The 15,823-nt window shown below is 53.9% G+C and carries 13 protein-coding genes; all 13 read right to left on the reverse strand.

All coding sequences use genetic code 11. The features are described 5' to 3' along the window. Positions 1 to 10 precede the first annotated feature (10 nt). The 13 genes from hemB to clpP all read right to left on the reverse strand — a co-directional run bounded on the left by hemB (position 11) and on the right by clpP (position 15,758). Positions 11 to 1,015 carry a porphobilinogen synthase gene (gene hemB, locus IM700_RS16755; protein ID WP_193418084.1) on the reverse strand — a complete coding sequence of 335 codons (1,005 nt, stop codon included), beginning with the start codon at positions 1,013 to 1,015 and terminating at the stop codon, positions 11 to 13. 56 nt (positions 1,016 to 1,071) lie between these two features. Then, positions 1,072 to 2,619 (reverse strand): uroporphyrinogen-III C-methyltransferase, encoded by a 1,548-nt coding sequence (gene cobA / locus IM700_RS16760; RefSeq protein WP_193418086.1) that lies wholly within the window; start codon positions 2,617 to 2,619, stop codon positions 1,072 to 1,074. A gap of 6 nt (positions 2,620 to 2,625) precedes the next feature. Then, positions 2,626 to 3,588: a hydroxymethylbilane synthase gene (gene hemC / locus IM700_RS16765; protein ID WP_193418088.1), complete on the reverse strand. Its 963-nt coding sequence runs from the start codon at positions 3,586 to 3,588 to the stop codon at positions 2,626 to 2,628. 2 nt (positions 3,589 to 3,590) lie between these two features. Next, positions 3,591 to 4,241, reverse strand: a complete 651-nt coding sequence (locus IM700_RS16770) for a precorrin-2 dehydrogenase/sirohydrochlorin ferrochelatase family protein (RefSeq protein ID WP_239483988.1) — start codon at positions 4,239 to 4,241, stop codon at positions 3,591 to 3,593. A gap of 180 nt (positions 4,242 to 4,421) precedes the next feature. Beyond that, positions 4,422 to 5,861, reverse strand: a complete 1,440-nt coding sequence (gene hemA, locus IM700_RS16775; RefSeq protein ID WP_193418090.1) for a glutamyl-tRNA reductase — start codon at positions 5,859 to 5,861, stop codon at positions 4,422 to 4,424. A gap of 205 nt (positions 5,862 to 6,066) precedes the next feature. Then, entirely contained in the window at positions 6,067 to 6,465 is a 399-nt protein-coding gene (speD, locus tag IM700_RS16780; protein WP_155608621.1) for an adenosylmethionine decarboxylase, read from the reverse strand. Positions 6,466 to 6,786: 321 nt separating this feature from the next. Beyond that, positions 6,787 to 7,371 (reverse strand): non-ribosomal peptide synthetase module, encoded by a 585-nt coding sequence (locus IM700_RS16785; RefSeq protein ID WP_193418092.1) that lies wholly within the window; start codon positions 7,369 to 7,371, stop codon positions 6,787 to 6,789. A 197-nt stretch (positions 7,372 to 7,568) separates the two neighbouring features. Continuing rightward, positions 7,569 to 8,213 carry a ribosome biogenesis GTP-binding protein YihA/YsxC gene (yihA, locus tag IM700_RS16790; RefSeq protein WP_193418170.1) on the reverse strand — a complete coding sequence of 215 codons (645 nt, stop codon included), beginning with the start codon at positions 8,211 to 8,213 and terminating at the stop codon, positions 7,569 to 7,571. Between the two features lie 51 nt (positions 8,214 to 8,264). Next, positions 8,265 to 10,601, reverse strand: coding sequence for an endopeptidase La (gene lon / locus IM700_RS16795; protein WP_193418094.1), 2,337 nt, complete (start codon positions 10,599 to 10,601; stop codon positions 8,265 to 8,267). Positions 10,602 to 10,750: 149 nt separating this feature from the next. Further along, a complete protein-coding gene (gene lonB, locus IM700_RS16800) occupies positions 10,751 to 12,469 on the reverse strand; it encodes an ATP-dependent protease LonB (RefSeq protein WP_193418096.1) in 1,719 nt (572 codons plus the stop codon). Positions 12,470 to 12,653: 184 nt separating this feature from the next. Next, on the reverse strand, positions 12,654 to 13,775 hold the full coding sequence (gene ispG, locus IM700_RS16805) for a flavodoxin-dependent (E)-4-hydroxy-3-methylbut-2-enyl-diphosphate synthase (protein ID WP_193418099.1): 1,122 nt from the start codon (positions 13,773 to 13,775) through the stop codon (positions 12,654 to 12,656). A 123-nt stretch (positions 13,776 to 13,898) separates the two neighbouring features. Then, positions 13,899 to 15,155 carry an ATP-dependent protease ATP-binding subunit ClpX gene (clpX, locus tag IM700_RS16810; protein WP_155608616.1) on the reverse strand — a complete coding sequence of 419 codons (1,257 nt, stop codon included), beginning with the start codon at positions 15,153 to 15,155 and terminating at the stop codon, positions 13,899 to 13,901. A 12-nt stretch (positions 15,156 to 15,167) separates the two neighbouring features. Continuing rightward, complete coding sequence (gene clpP, locus IM700_RS16815) at positions 15,168 to 15,758, reverse strand: ATP-dependent Clp endopeptidase proteolytic subunit ClpP (protein WP_155608615.1); 591 nt, start codon at positions 15,756 to 15,758, stop codon at positions 15,168 to 15,170. Positions 15,759 to 15,823 lie beyond the last annotated feature (65 nt).

Consider the following 15,823-nt stretch of genomic DNA (forward strand, 5'->3'; position numbering starts at 1 on the left):
ATATCCAAGCTTACTGCTTCTCGCGCAGCCAGCGTGCCATATCTTTGGCGAAATACGTAATGATGATATCTGCGCCTGCCCGCTTCATGCCAACCAGCATTTCGGTAACGATCGCTCGCTCATTGATCCAGCCTTGCTGAGCAGCTGCTTTAACCATCGAATATTCGCCGCTCACGTTATACGCCACCAGAGGCAGATCAAACTGATCGCGCAGCAAGCGCAAAATGTCCATAAAGGCCAGCGCTGGCTTGACCATCAGCATATCCGCGCCTTCCATCACATCGGATTCCGCTTCCCGCAGAGCTTCTCGGACGTTAGCCGGGTCCATCTGGTACGTCTTCCGATCGCCAAACTGCGGCGCGGAGTCGGCCGCTTCACGAAACGGTCCGTAAAAAGCGGAAGCATATTTGACGGAATAAGACATAATCGGGACTTGGCTGAAGCCGGCTTCGTCGAGCCCGGAACGGATCGCTTGCACGAATCCGTCCATCATGTTGGACGGGGCGATGATATCAGCGCCTGCACGTGCTTGAGAGACGGCGGTTTTCACCAAGAGCTCCAGCGACTCGTCGTTCATCACGTCACCGCATACATGCCCGTCCCGTTCAAACGTATGTACCATCCCGCAATGCCCGTGATCCGTGAATTCGCACAAGCAGGTGTCGGCAACGACCAGCAAATCCGGATACCGCGATTTAATGACCCGCGTCGCTTCTTGTACGATACCGTCCTCTGTGAAAGCCGAGGTGCCCACGCTATCCTTCGTCTCTGGAATACCGAACAGCAGCACCGCCGGAATGCCCAGATCAACGATCTCCTTCACTTCCTCTTCCAAGGTGTCGAGCGAAAAATGAAAAACCCCGGGCATTGACGATATCTCGCTCTTGACGCCACTCCCGTAGGTCACGAAAATCGGTTGGATAAAGTCATCCACCGTCAGAACGGTTTCACGTACCATGCCGCGAATGGCGGCCGACTGACGCAGCCGGCGATGTCTTATGATCGGAAAATTCATGTTTGATACCCTCCTAATATGCAGCACAGGGGCAACCCCCGTGTTGAAAAATCATTTCACTCCGCTGGACCGCTCCGTTCTTTCCAAGCGCACAACGACTGAAGCAAGCTGTCGATCGTCGCTTCTTCTGCAAGAATGGACACGTTCAGGCCAGCTTCCTTAGCCGTATTCGCCGTGACCGGCCCGATGCAAGCGATCTCCGCGCCCCGCAGCGCCGCAGCCGGATCGGCCACGCCCATCGCGCTTAGAGCGGCCAGCAGGTTCGTCACCGTCGACGAACTGGTAAAGGTCACGGCGTGGATGCGGCCTTTCTCAAGCATCTTCAGCAGCTCGTCGTCCGCTTCCCCGGCCGGTACCGTTTGGTACATGACCGCGTCGGTGACAGTTAATCCCTGCTCACGCAAAGCAGCCGGCAGCCAGGCACGAGCCAGATCCCCGCGCGGCAGCAGTACATGCTGCCCCGGCCGCAGCTCACTGCCGTAAGTATCCATCAGCCCCTCGGCTTGGAACTTGCCCGGCAAACCTTCCGCAGCGATACCGCGTTGGCGCAGCGCCGCTTGCGTCGCCGGCCCTACAGCCGCGATTCTCGCTTTGTGCAGCCCCCTTACATCTTTCCCCAGTCTCTCCAGGTGCGAGAAGAAATACTCCACGCCGTTCACGCTCGTAAAAAACACCCAATCGTACCGTTCCAGCTGGGCTAGTGCTTCGTCGGTGTCGGCCAGCTCGCGCCCCTCCGGCATCACGATGTCGATAACCGGGAACTCGTACGGCTCTCCGCCAAGCTCCTCGATGCCGCGCACCAGCTCGCTCGCCTGCGAACGCGAGCGGGTGACGAGAATCCGCTTGCCGAACAGCGGCAGCGATTCTGCCCACTTGAGTTGCTCACGCTGGGCCACCACTTCGCCGACGACCGTGACGGCCGGCGGTTTGAAGTCGGCTTCGCGCACCTTCCGCTCAATATCGGCAAGCGTGCCGATCAGCGTCTCCTGCTCCGCTCTTGTCCCCCAGCGGATGAGGGCGACCGGCGTTTCGGGCGGACGTCCGTAATGAATCAGCTGTCTGCTGATATGTCCGATATTCGCCACGCCCATCATAAATACCAAGGTACCGGTTGCGTTCGTCACTTTTTCCCAATTGATCGATAGATCCAGTTTATCCGGGCTTTCATGACCCGTAATGATCGACACGGACGAAGCCATATCCCGGTGAGTTACGGGAATTCCGGCATATGCGGGCACTGAGATCGCGGCGGTGATCCCCGGTACGATCTCATAAGGTATACCATGCTTGCGAAGCAGTTCAGCCTCCTCACCAACGCGGCCGAAGATCGTCGGGTCCCCGCCTTTCAAGCGAACCACCGTTTTGCCCTCAAGCGCTAAATCGACCAGCAGCTGATTGATATGCTCCTGCTTCATCGTGTGGCGATCGGTTCTTTTGCCAACGTAGATTTTCTCTGCTCCGGGTTTCGTTCTCTTTAAAAGACTGTGATTGGCAAGTCGATCATACACAATGACATCGCCCTTCTCCAGGCAATCGAGCCCTTTCAGCGTAATCAATCGCGCATCCCCGGGTCCCGCGCCAACCAGATAAACTTTACCGGCCATGCTCCATCACTCCCCGGTTTCTTGTAATAATGCGGCTGCTCCCAAGGAAATCAACCGACCGGCAACCTGTTCGCCCAGTTCAGTCGGATCTGTCCCTTCAGCGCTTTCCTTTAATATTTTCACGCCATCCGCTGAGCCAACCATCCCCGTCAACTGCAAACGCGGGCGGCCGCTTGGATCAGAGGTCCCTTCGTTCGTCAGTAACGTCGCGAAGGCCCCAATCGGCACCTGGCAGCCGCCATTCAGCACGCCGAGGAAACGACGTTCAGCGGCAATCGTCACCGCCGTGTCCGGATCGTTGTAAAGGGATAAAAGATGGCGAACCTCGACGTCGTCTTCGCGGCATTCGATCCCAAGCGCCCCTTGGCCAACCGCCGGAAGACAAACCTCCGCCGGGAGATATGCCGTAATCCGATTCTCCCAGCCCATCCGGTACAACCCGGCTGCCGCCAGAATAATCGCATCAAAGCCTTCCTCCTCCAACTTGCGTAAACGGGAATCGATATTCCCGCGGATTGGCTCCAATACGAGATCCGGACGATAAGCCTTTAATTGGCTGGCGCGGCGCAGGCTGCTGGTCCCAACTTTGGCGCCATGAGGCAGTTCGTCAAGGCTCAGGCCGCTTCTCGATATCAGCGCATCCCGCGGATCTACCCTCCGCGGCACGGCGCCGTTGATTAGCCCGTCCGGTAGCACGGACGGCATATCCTTCATACTATGTACCGCCAAGTCGATTTCCTTGTCCAGCATCGCCTGCTCAATTTCCTTCACGAACAGACCTTTGCCACCGACCTTGGATAACGTCACATCCAGGATCCGATCACCCTTGGTTACAATCTTTCGGATTTCAAAATCATACGGCAGGTTATGCTCCTGGCAGAGCGCCTTCAAATCATCGATGACCTGTCCCGTCTGCGTCAGTGCCAATTGACTTTGTCTCGTTCCCACCACAATCGTTCGCTTTGTCATGCTTATTCCTCCGTCTGTTCCTCGATCCAGGCGATCATCGCCGCTTCGTCCCACCGATGGAAACCCCCTCCTCGGATCGAGGTCAAAATATCGGACTCAGCTAATCTTCGAAGCAGACGTTTTCGCCTACCGGGATCGCTGACCCGCTCTTTAATGAAAGCTCGCATGGAGCTCAAAAAGTCAATATACTGCTCGTAATCTTCTCCAAAATGCTGGTCGATCTCCCGAATCAGTTCCCGCGCCGCCGCCGGTCCCGCTCCCGAGGTCGAAACGGCCACCACCAGCCCGCCGCGCCGTAGAACGCCGGGAGTAATCATATTTCCTCGTGCGCCATCTCCGGCATCATTTATCGGAATGCCTTCCGCTTCAGCTTCGGCGGCAACAGCGGCGTTCACCTCTGTTCGATCCGTCGCGGCGAAGGCCAAGAACGCGCCGGCAAGATCCCCATGTCGGTACTCGCGTTCGATCCAAACGCCCTGACGCTGCTCTTTAAGAAGCCGCAGCAGACCATCCGTTATGGCAGGACTGACTACGACCGTTTCCGCGCCCGCAGCAACCAGCATCATCGCCTTCCGCTCAGCAACCGGCCCGCCGCCGATCACAACGCAACGCCGACCGGTCAAATTCAACAGGACGGGCACATAATAAGGCATGTCGTATCCCCCTGATCCTTATCTTCAACTCGTTAATAGCATACCCTACCCTGCCGCATTTTTCCATGTTCATCCCTTCAAAAAAAGCCCTGTGCCATCCGCTTTAGCGTCGAATCAGCCTTGCGATTCGTTGCATACGGCAGAGGGCTCAGGGCGTTCTCGCAGTTTAACCTATTAAGTTCACACGGATACCTTCGCAAGTGGCAGCGAAGGCTCCGGCTCAAAAGGGATTCGGCTTGGGGCCACACCTTGGAGATCCGTTAAGCCTTCGGACTCCTGGGTTGACAAAATCTCTTTGGACTCTAGTGACGCCGAAGTCTCCTTGCCGGAAGACGCTTCACTAGGTGCATCCAAACGTTCCTCGAGCGCAAAGATTTGGGTAAACAGCTCCAAGGCATCCGTGCCTTGGCTTTCCCCAGCCAGTTCCTTGATCCGGTTGATCGGATCATGCATCATTTGGTTGAGAATGCTCTTGGTAAGTCGGCGAATGACTTTGCGTTGCCTTTCATCTAGCTCCGGCAACTTGTTAAAGAGACTGTCCAGCGTGCTTTCATGAATATCGGAAGCCTTCTCTTGCAGCGCTCGGATTACCGGCTTCACGCCTAGCGTTTGCAGCCAGGTTGCAAAAGCAGCCATCTCCTCCTCGATCATCCCTTCGATCTTGACCGCTTCCGCACGGCGCATCTCCATATTGCTCTCCACGATCCCTTCAAGATCGTCGATATCATACAGGAATACCTGCTGCAACTCGCCAATGGCCGGCTCGATATCCCGCGGCACGGCAATATCGATCATAAACAACGGGCGATTTAGCCGCCCCTTCATACTCCGGGCAACCTGTGCCGATGTGATGACGTATCCTTCCGCACCGGTCGAGCTGATCAGAATATCGACCTCTTCCAGTCGCTCCATCGCTTCCTGCATCGTGCAAGGCACGCCGTCGCATTTCGCGGCAAGCTCCTGAGCACGAGCGTACGTCCGGTTGGCCACCAGCACTTCTTCCGCGCCAGCCCCGCTCAGATGCTTGGCCGTTAGCTCGCTCATTTTGCCGGCACCTAGGATCAATACGCGTTTCCCTTCAAAGCTGCCGAAAATCCGCTTGCCCAACTCAACAGCCGCGTAGCTGACGGAGACGGCACTTTCACCGATCGCCGTCTCGGAGTGGGCCCGTTTGCCCAGCGTTACCGCTTGTTTGAACAGCATATTAAACCACGTTCCGGTCCCTTTCTCGCTTTGCGACACCAGAAACGCATTCTTCACCTGACCAAGGATTTGCGTTTCCCCCAACACCATCGAATCCAAACCACAAGCGACACGGAACAGATGGCGAATCGCTTGTTCATCTTCATACATATATAAATGACGGGTAAATTCTTCGCGAGGAACCCCGAACCAACGTTCCATAAAACTGCGAATGAATGCCCCGCACATGTGTAGACGATCAACCACAACATAGATTTCCGTACGATTGCAGGTGGCGATAATCACGCCTTCCAATACACTCTTGGTGCGTAAGAGCTCCTGCAGCGCTTGCGGCATATCCTTGTCCGCAAAAGAAAAGCGTTCCCTGACTTCCACAGGCGCCGTCCGATAGTTTAACCCAACTACGACGATGTGCATTGCAAGTTCACCTGCCTTGAAAAAGATGTCAATAGCATTTACCGAAAACAAACTATGTTAATTATATCACAGTAGTTCCAAACTCCCCGGCAGTTTCTATGAGTTTTTTATGAATTATTTATGAATTTCATACCGTCAAAACAAATAACCATGGAAGGTCCATGGTTATCCTATTTTACCCATATTTCTGAAAATCTATCAATGTTTAGACGAATTCGGCCCGATTGGAGTCCGGTTCGGCGACTTCCAGCTCGCCCAAACCCCGAATCAGCTTTTTCGCGTACGTTTTCTCTGGATTCAAGACGGTAACCAGGTAATCGATCGCCAGCTGCGGATCAACCATTTCCCCGCAAGTGTAGCAATCAATGGCAGCAAACCCTCTCTCAGGATACGTGTGAATCGAGAGATGGCTTTCCGACAACATCACAAGAACAGTAGCACCCTGCGGCTCGAACTGTCTGGACTGAATGGACAGCACGGTGGCTCCACAGGCTTCTGCAGCTTCCACCAGGTGAGCTTCCAACAACCCTGCGTTGTTCAGCACCTCAAAGTCGACTCCCCAAGCATCAACCGCAACGTGTCTTCCGAAAGTTGAATATTCCATCTTCCGGCTCCCCCTTCCTAGGAACAAAATGTTTGAAAAATTTCATCCGCTAGGACCTACGTCATTCACTTCCCGAGGGAAAAATCTCTCGCAACATCTCCATGTCCTGAGTGAATCCTGGTTCCTATATTCTTTTCAACGAGATTAAAAATAACATCTCTTGAGGACAAATGCAACTTATTTTTTCTGGTGGAAAAGCCGCTTTCGCCCGCGGTACTTGGAATAAAAAACTACCCTGATATCAGGGTAGTTATCACTAGTACATTATGTTGCCGCCCTCCCACAGGTGACTCCAACTAAGGGGGTGAACCGTGTTATTTCTTAAGCTTCGAGAACGAACAATCTGCGCGAGCAATGGCGCAATTCATCGTCAATGCGATCCACGTCCGCTTCGCTGGCAATAAACCGTTGATCGAGCAGTGCATTCACATCCTTCCGGATACGGGCGATTTCCAACTCGACATCGTTATTCCGGTACACCTGCTGCAGATCTGCCGTTGCATCCTTGAACTCGAACACCAGCTTATAGGAGTCTCGGGAATACTCGACAATTTTGCGAACCCGACCTTCCTGATAATAATACATCATCATGAATCCGTTATAAATTCGAGTGACCATGCCGGAGCCTTTAAAAGCTGCGAACAGCAGTCTCATCACGTTCGTTAAATGGGGTTTTTCCAAGCGGAAAGACATTTCGCAGACATAATAACCGTCCTTACGTTCAAATGGCAGATGCACTTCTTCTCCGCCGTCATCCTCCAGCACGACCACTTGCCCACCGTTGTCTAGCACCTTGACCCGCTGACGTACGTGAGGATCGTATACTTTGTGAACGAACTGCGACATCTGGACTTCCGTTAAACGCATACTGGCATTGACATACTCTGTGGCTAACCGCTGAGCCATACAAATCTCCTCAATTCTTAAATCGCTTTATCATAATTATACACTACGATTCCTGCCGTACGCTCAGCTGCCAAAACGCGAAATCTTGCCATTTTTCAGAAAAAACGGCACTAAGCCGTTTTTATCCTGAACTATCTCGCTGCATACTCACTTTCCTGCTGAAACTACTTCGAATCCCTTCCGCATCCATCGAATTCTTAACTTTTTCCATTTTCGGCTCCCGCGCCGTCCGGAATCCTATCCTCTGTCTCCTCCGAAAGTTCAGCATAGCGCGCGATCTGCGCCCATAGCTCGTCCTTCCCAATCCCCTCTTCCGCGGAAAAGAGAATCAGCGGATCGCCCGCCCGCAGCACTAGCCCTTCCTTAACGATCTTCAAATGCTTTTGCCAGCGCGATTTCGGAATCTTGTCCGCTTTGGTCGCAACGACGCAAACGGGCAGATCGAACGCCTTCAGCCAATCGTACATCAGCTCGTCGTCCTTGGTCGGCGGATGCCGGAGGTCGATAATCTGCAGGACCAGCTTCAGCGTCTCCCGCTCCTGCAAATATTTCTCGATCATTTTGCCCCAGACCTCGCGCTGCGATTTGGATACTTTAGCGTACCCGTAACCTGGCACGTCCACAAAATAAACCCGATCATTGATCCGGTAATAGTTCAGATGCTGGGTTTTGCCGGGAGTCGAGCTCGTGCGTGCCAGATTTTTGCGGTTAATCATTCGGTTGATCAGCGACGATTTGCCCACATTGGAACGCCCTGCCAGAGCAATTTCCGGCAAGGCGTCCTCAGGATATTGATCGGGGCCGACGGCGCTGATGATAAATTCAGCCTTAGTTACCTTCATCATTCAATTCCTCTCTTGAACGCGGTGTAAGCTTCTGCCGCGCCTTTCATGCTAATGCACTTCAGGATGTTCCACAAGCGCATGCTCGAGCACTTGGTCCATGTGGGACACCGGCACGAACTCCAGATCTTCCTTAACGCTGTCCGGAATGTCGCGCAGATCACGCTCGTTGTCCTTCGGCATCAGGACTTTGCGATAGCCCGCCCGATGCGCGGCAAGCGATTTCTCTTTCAACCCGCCGATCGGCAGCACGCGTCCGCGCAGCGTGATTTCGCCGGTCATGGCGACGTCCTTGGAGACGTGGCGGTTGGTTAAAGCCGAGATCAACGCTGTAGCAATCGTGATGCCCGCCGAGGGACCATCTTTCGGAATGGCCCCTTCGGGGATATGGATGTGAATATCGTTTTTCTCGTGAAAATCAAGCGGAATCCCGAGCTCCGCCGCCTTGGAACGAGTATAGCTGAAAGCCGCCTGCGCGGATTCTTTCATGACATCGCCCAGCTTGCCGGTCAGCGTGAGCTTCCCGGCGCCTGGCACGACCGTCACCTCGATCACCAGCGTTTCTCCACCGACCTCCGTCCAGGCCAACCCGGTGACCGTGCCAATCTGGTCCTCCAGCTCGGCCATGCCATAACGGAACTTCCCTGGGCCGAGGTAATCCTTCAACGTGTCCGAAGTGATTGAGATTTGCTCCTTGTCTTCGGATACGATCTGTTTCGCGGCTTTGCGGCATAATGCGGCCACCTGTTGTTCCAAGTTACGGACGCCGGATTCGCGGGTATATTCGCGGATGACTTTCAACAACACGTCTTCACCGATCGCCAGTTGCTCCGGTTCCAGCCCATGCTCGCGTTTTTGCTTCGGCAGCAAATATCGGTTCGCGATCTGGAGCTTCTCCAGTTCCGTATAACCGGGAATAAACAGCGTTTCCATCCGATCGAGCAGCGGACGCGGAATATTATGCACTGCGTTAGCCGTCGTGATGAACATGACGTTCGAAAGATCAAACGGAACCTCGATAAAATGATCGGAGAAGGTGTTATTTTGCTCCGGATCCAGTACCTCAAGCAACGCCGACGAGGGATCGCCGCGGAAATCGGAGGCCATCTTGTCGATTTCGTCCAGCAGAAACACCGGATTCAGCGTGCCAGCCGTTTTCATGCCCTGAATAATCCGGCCAGGCATGGCGCCAACGTAGGTGCGGCGGTGTCCTCGGATTTCCGCTTCGTCCCGTACGCCGCCGAGCGAGATACGGACGAATTCTCGACCCAGGGAACGAGCGATTGAACGAGCCAACGACGTTTTCCCGACCCCCGGCGGTCCGACTAAACAAAGAATCGGCCCTTTCAATTTTTTGACCAGCTTCTGTACGGCCAAATATTCCAGGACCCGTTCTTTCGGCTTATCCAGACCATAGTGGTCTTCATTCAGCACCTGTTCCGCTTTGGCGAGATCCAGGTCATCCTCGGTCTTGTTGCTCCACGGCAAGCTAAGCAGCCAATCCACGTAGTTGCGGATAACGCCGCCTTCCGCCGAGCTCGCCGGCATTTTCTCCAGGCGATCGATTTCTTTCTCGACCTTCTCCCGAACGTTCTCCGGCAGCCCTTTCTCCTCGAGTTGGGACCGCAGTTCTTCCGCTTCTCCAGCTCGCCCTTCTTTCTCGCCGAGCTCCTTCTGGATCGCTTTCATTTGCTCGCGCAAATAATATTCCTTCTGTGTCTTCTCCATCTGTTTCTTGACGCGTTGGTTGATTTTACGTTCCAACTCAAGCACTTCGCGCTCGTTATTCAAGATGTCGAGGAGTTTTTCCAACCGCTTGCGGACGTCGATCGTTTCAAGGATTTCCTGCTTATCTTTGATCTTCAACGACAAATGGCTGGTAATGACGTCTGCCAGGCGCCCCGCTTCCTCGATGTCCGATACCGCAGCCAGCGTCTCCGGCGTAACCTTCTTGGATAAATTGATATAATGTTCGAATTGGGTTAAAACCGTGCGCATGAGCGCGTCAACTTCCGGATCGACCGTTTCTTCCTCCGGGCGTTCTTTGGCCATAACCTCATAATATTCGTCATTATCCAAATATTCGATAATTTCCGCGCGCTCCATGCCTTCCACCAGCACCCGGATGGTACCGTTAGGCAATTTCAGCATCTGGCGCACCTTCGCGACGGTGCCGATGCGAAAGATATCTTCTTGGGTCGGTTCTTCTATGTTCACTTCCGATTGAGAACAGAGGAGAATCAGATTATCTTCGACCATGGCTTTTTCCAGCGCTTTCACGGATTTCTCTCGTCCTACGTCCAAATGCAGCACCATGCTTGGATAGACGAGCAGACCGCGCAGCGGCAGCAGCGGGAAACGCCGGCCTTTGGATTTATGGGGTCCCATCGCTTATGCACCTCCAAACGTTCTCTGTTGATATCATTGCTATTTTAGCAAATGTTACATAAAAACACCAACGAGGAGCGACCGCTTCAGGCAGCCGCCCCCCGGAAAGCAAACGAGCCGGACGTTATCGAATTCGTATCTTCCCCCGGTTACATCGCCCCGCCTTGCGAAGGAGACTCCGCATGCAGGAAGGGCGCAGGAGCAGTTGCCGGGGCAAACAATTCTCCGCCAATCGGCAGCTCGAGGTTCTTCTCCGCTTCGGGACCAAAGACATGTCGGAACACATCTCCTAATGTCTCGACGGCAATGACCTGCAGCCCTTCCAACCCTTCGAACAACGTTTGCCAGTTGTCCTTCGGAATCAACACTGTAGTCGCGCCTGCCTGAAACGCCGCCTCCACCTTAGCCACGACGCCGCCAACCGGCTTCACTTTGCCGTGGATCCCCAGCTCGCCGGTCATGGCGATCTGATGGTTCACCGGGACTTGCTTGATCGCCGACGCAATGGCGGTGGCAATGGCGAGCCCGGCGGACGGACCGTCGATCGGGGTTCCGCCCGGGAAGTTGATATGAAGGTGATAATTCGATGGGTTCAGGCCGATCCGCTGCAGAACGGTCAGAACGTTCTCCACCGACCCTTTGGCCATGCTCTTGCGGCGTAACGTACGGCTGCCTCCGCCAATTTCCTCTTCGTCCACAACGCCGGTAATGTTGTAAAGGCCTTTGCCCTTTTCAGCCGGAACGGCCGTCGCTTCGATCTCCAGCAGCGTGCCCATGTTCGCGCCGTACACGGCCAGTCCGTTGACGACGCCAACCGCAGGTTGAGCCGGAATTTTGCGGTCCGGCCGCGGCGCAAGCTGGCTGCTCGTTGCCACCCATTCTAGATCCGACGCCAACAGATGGTCGCGCTTCTCAGTGAGGGCAAGGCCAGCGGCCAATTGGACCATATTAACGGCTTCGCGGCCGTTGGTCGCATATTTCTTGATGACCTCCACCGCTTCCGGACAAGGCTGGAAGCCAATCCGCTTCACGGCATCCTCGGCGATTTGGGCAATTTCCTCCGGCAGCAGCGGGCGGAAATAGATTTCCATGCACCGCGAACGCAGGGCGGCCGGAATCTCTTGCGGCGAACGGGTCGTCGCCCCTACCAGTCGGAAATCCGCAGGCAGCCCATTTTGGAAAATATCGTGAATATACGCTGGCGTATTTGCATCTTCAGAGTTATAATACGCACTCTCCAGAAACACCTTGCGGTCCTCCAAGACCTTCAACAGTTTATTCATTTGAATCGAATGCAGTTCACCGATTTCATCGATAAACAAAATGCCGCCATGGGCTTTCGTGACCGCACCGGGCTTAGGCTGCGGAATGCCGGCAACGCCCATGGCCCCCGCCCCTTGATAAATCGGATCATGCACCGAACCGATCAACGGGTCTGCGATGCCGCGTTCATCAAATCGAGCGATGGTCGCGTCGATTTCCATGAATTTCGCATCGGTCTTAAACGGAGAGACCGGATTTTTCTTCGCCTCCTCCATCACGACGCGTGCCGCTGCCGTTTTACCTACGCCTGGCGGCCCGTAAATGATCACATGCTGCGGGTTGGCGCTGCAAAGCGCCGCTTTAAGCGCACGCAAACCGTCCTTCTGCCCAACGATGTCGTTCATCGAAGCCGGACGGGTCCGCTCCGCAAGCGGCTTGGTGAGCGAGACAGCCCGAAGCTTGCGCAATTTTTCCATTTCCTTGCGCGATTCCCGGTCCACCGCGAGTCGATTCCCTTTTTGACTACGCAGTTGATTCCAGAAATAAAGCCCGATGACTACGGCAAAGAACATTTGGACCGCCATCAGGATAACATTAAAATCCATACGCGTTACGCCTCCCACACTTATACTGCTTGTTCAAGAAGTCGGACGACTTTTTGAACAACCTCTTGGACTGATACTTGGTAGTATAGCCTTTTCGCTCCAAGGTAAAACAAGGATTTTCAAGTGGGAATACAAAAAAACCGCAGCCTGCATCAAGCAGATTGCGGTTTGGGGTAACCTCGAATTAGGACTGGACGTGGGCCCGGTGTTCCTTGCGTCCCGGAATTTCACCGGTCGCTTCGTACACCTCAACGATATGATCGATCTCTTTCTTCAACTCGTTCAGCAACTCGGCTTCCGGCACCTTGCGAATTATTTCTCCGTAGCGGAACAGCAGCCCTTCCCCGCGTGCGCCGGCTATCCCGATATCCGCTTCGCGTGCTTCCCCGGGGCCGTTGACGGCGCAACCGAGTACAGATACCTTGATCGGTACCTTCAGGTTCGAGATATAAGCTTCAACCTCATTGGCGATCGAGAACAGGTCGATATCCAGGCGCCCGCAGGTTGGGCAAGAGACGAGCGTCGCAGCGTTGGTGATCAGCCCAAACGTCTTCAATAGCTCGCGCGCTACCTTCACTTCCTCTACCGGGTCGGCGCTTAGCGAGATACGTACCGTCGAGCCAAGGCCCATCGACAAGAGGGCACCGATACCAGCTGCGCTCTTAACCGTACCAGAGAACAAGGTACCGGCTTCTGTAATACCCAGATGCAGCGGGTAAGGAATCACCTCAGCCGCTTTGGTGTAGGCTGCGATTGCCATCGGGACATCCGAAGCCTTCAGCGATACGATAATATCATGGAAGTCCAGCTCCTCCAGAATGCCAATATGGAACAAAGCGCTCTCCACCATCGCTTCCGGGGTCGGATAACCGTATTTCTCAAGCAAATGGTTCTCCAGCGAGCCGGCGTTTACCCCGATCCGAATCGGGATGCCGCGTTCCTTACAAGCTTTAACAACGGCCTCAACCTTCTCTCGGCGGCCGATGTTGCCCGGATTAATCCGGACCTTGTCGATGCCGTTTTCGATTGCCAGCAGCGCCAGCTTGTAGTTGAAGTGAATGTCCGCAACCAGAGGGATATGAATCCGTTTCTTGATTTCCTTGATCGCCGCAGCCGCTTCCTCATTGTTCACCGTCACGCGTACCAGCTGGCAACCCGCTTCCTCCAACCGGAGGATTTCCGCGACTGTCGCTTCAACGTCCGCTGTTTTCGTCGTACACATGCTTTGAATGATAACTTCGTTGCTGCCGCCGATCGTCAGATTCCCGACTTTGACCGGCCGCGTATCTTGTCTCAAGAATGTCATGTCTGGTCTCTCCCATAACGATCAAAGCTCCACCCCCGCAGGAGCCGCGCTTTCTGAGGGCACGACAACCGCAAAGGTGGAGAACCTTGACCTTTATTTTAGCGTGAACAAACGGTTTCCCGCTTACGCGCTTTCTTCTTGTTTTTTGTTTGGCTTAGCAGCCAATTCAGGAACGGTTTTCTCCTGAACGACCTTCTCGGTGATGACGCAGTCGGAAATATCGTCGCGGGACGGTACTTCATACATCACGTCAAGCATAATGCCCTCAATGATTGCACGAAGACCACGCGCCCCGGTATTACGCTTAATCGCTTCCTGAGCGATCGCTTCCAGCGCCTTCGGTTCAAACTGCAGGTTGACGTTGTCCAGCTCGAGCAGCTTCTGGTATTGCTTCACCAGCGCATTCTTCGGTTCGGACAAAATGCGAACCAGCGTCTTCTCATCCAGCGGCTCGAGGGTCGAGATGACCGGCAAACGGCCTACGAATTCCGGGATCAACCCGAATTTCAGCAGGTCTTCCGGCAATACCATCGACAGATATTCGCCCGGTTTAAGATCCTTTTGCCCATCGCTGACCGCATTAAAGCCAATGACTTTCTTGCCGATCCGGCGTTTGATCATTTGCTCCAGACCATCAAACGCGCCGCCGCAAATGAACAAAATATTCGTCGTATCGATTTGGATAAATTCCTGATGCGGATGTTTACGTCCGCCTTGAGGAGGAACGGAAGCGACCGTACCTTCCAGAATTTTCAGCAGCGCCTGCTGCACGCCTTCGCCGGAAACGTCGCGGGTAATCGAAGGATTCTCCGATTTACGCGCCACTTTATCGATTTCGTCGATGTAAATGATGCCGCGTTCCGCTTTTTCCACATCATAATCAGCAGCTTGAATCAGCTTCAGGAGGATATTCTCGACGTCTTCGCCGACATAGCCGGCTTCGGTCAAGGAAGTCGCATCGGCGATCGCGAACGGTACATTCAGGATTTTCGCCATCGTTTGGGCAAGGAGGGTTTTCCCCGAACCCGTAGGACCGAGCAGCAAAATGTTACTCTTCTGCAGCTCGACATCCTCGATCTTGCTTTGCGTGTTCACCCGCTTGTAGTGGTTGTAAACCGCAACGGACAGCGATTTCTTCGCTTGCTCCTGGCCGATGACGTACTGGTCCAAAATATCGCGGATTTCCTTGGGCTTCGGAATTTCCTTGAGATCCAGTTCTTCCTCGTGGCCAAGCTCTTCTTCCACGATTTCCGTGCACAGCTCAATGCATTCGTCGCATATATAAACGCCGGGTCCGGCAACAAGCTTGCGTACCTGTTCTTGCGATTTGCCGCAGAACGAGCATTTCAGTTGTCCTTTTTCATCGTTAAACTTAAACATGTAAACACCCCTTTATAGATTAGTGGGCTTGGAGATAACCTTGTCGATAATCCCGTAGTCCTTGGCTTCATCCGCGCTCATGAAGAAGTCGCGGTCCGTATCGCGCTCGATTTTTTCAAGGGGTTGACCCGTACGATCTACATAGATCTGGTTCAGTTTTTGTCTCGTCTTGATGATCCAGTCGGCATGAATTTTAATATCCGTCGCCTGACCGCGAACGCCGCCAAGCGGCTGGTGGATCATCACTTCGCTGTTTGGAAGCGCGAAACGCTTACCCGGGGCCCCCGCCGTCAGCAGCAGCGATCCCATACTGGCCGCCATACCCACGCAGATGGTGGACACATCAGGTTTGATAAACTGCATCGTATCATATATACCCATCCCCGCGGTAACGGAACCACCCGGAGAATTGATGTACAGGTGAATATCTTTCTCAGGATCTTCGGCCGCCAAAAACAACAGTTGGGCAATCACGAGATTGGCAACTTCATCATCAATAGCGTTGCTGAGAAAAATAATGCGATCTTTAAGGAGTCTTGAATAGATGTCGTACGACCGTTCTCCTCGATTCGTTTGTTCTACGACCATAGGTACCAGACTCATGCGACCAACCTCTTTTCCTTATCAATTTCCCTTACGCTTACGTAAAACATTCTATCATGTTCGAA

It is taken from the genome of Paenibacillus rhizolycopersici (assembly GCF_014947195.2).
Classification (GTDB): domain Bacteria; phylum Bacillota; class Bacilli; order Paenibacillales; family Paenibacillaceae; genus Fontibacillus; species Fontibacillus rhizolycopersici.

Excerpts from the sequence above, each read along its gene's own strand:
- hemB (WP_193418084.1), bottom strand. The coding sequence starts at position 1,015 with ATGAATTTTCCGATCATAAGACATCGCCGGCTGCGTCAGTCGGCCGCC.
- cobA (WP_193418086.1), bottom strand. The coding sequence starts at position 2,619 with ATGGCCGGTAAAGTTTATCTGGTTGGCGCGGGACCCGGGGATGCGCGA.
- hemC (WP_193418088.1), bottom strand. The coding sequence starts at position 3,588 with ATGACAAAGCGAACGATTGTGGTGGGAACGAGACAAAGTCAATTGGCA.
- IM700_RS16770 (WP_239483988.1), bottom strand. The coding sequence starts at position 4,241 with ATGCCTTATTATGTGCCCGTCCTGTTGAATTTGACCGGTCGGCGTTGC.
- hemA (WP_193418090.1), bottom strand. The coding sequence starts at position 5,861 with ATGCACATCGTCGTAGTTGGGTTAAACTATCGGACGGCGCCTGTGGAA.
- speD (WP_155608621.1), bottom strand. The coding sequence starts at position 6,465 with ATGGAATATTCAACTTTCGGAAGACACGTTGCGGTTGATGCTTGGGGA.
- IM700_RS16785 (WP_193418092.1), bottom strand. The coding sequence starts at position 7,371 with ATGGCTCAGCGGTTAGCCACAGAGTATGTCAATGCCAGTATGCGTTTA.
- yihA (WP_193418170.1), bottom strand. The coding sequence starts at position 8,213 with ATGAAGGTAACTAAGGCTGAATTTATCATCAGCGCCGTCGGCCCCGAT.
- lon (WP_193418094.1), bottom strand. The coding sequence starts at position 10,601 with ATGGGACCCCATAAATCCAAAGGCCGGCGTTTCCCGCTGCTGCCGCTG.
- lonB (WP_193418096.1), bottom strand. The coding sequence starts at position 12,469 with ATGGATTTTAATGTTATCCTGATGGCGGTCCAAATGTTCTTTGCCGTA.
- ispG (WP_193418099.1), bottom strand. The coding sequence starts at position 13,775 with ATGACATTCTTGAGACAAGATACGCGGCCGGTCAAAGTCGGGAATCTG.
- clpX (WP_155608616.1), bottom strand. The coding sequence starts at position 15,155 with ATGTTTAAGTTTAACGATGAAAAAGGACAACTGAAATGCTCGTTCTGC.
- clpP (WP_155608615.1), bottom strand. The coding sequence starts at position 15,758 with ATGAGTCTGGTACCTATGGTCGTAGAACAAACGAATCGAGGAGAACGG.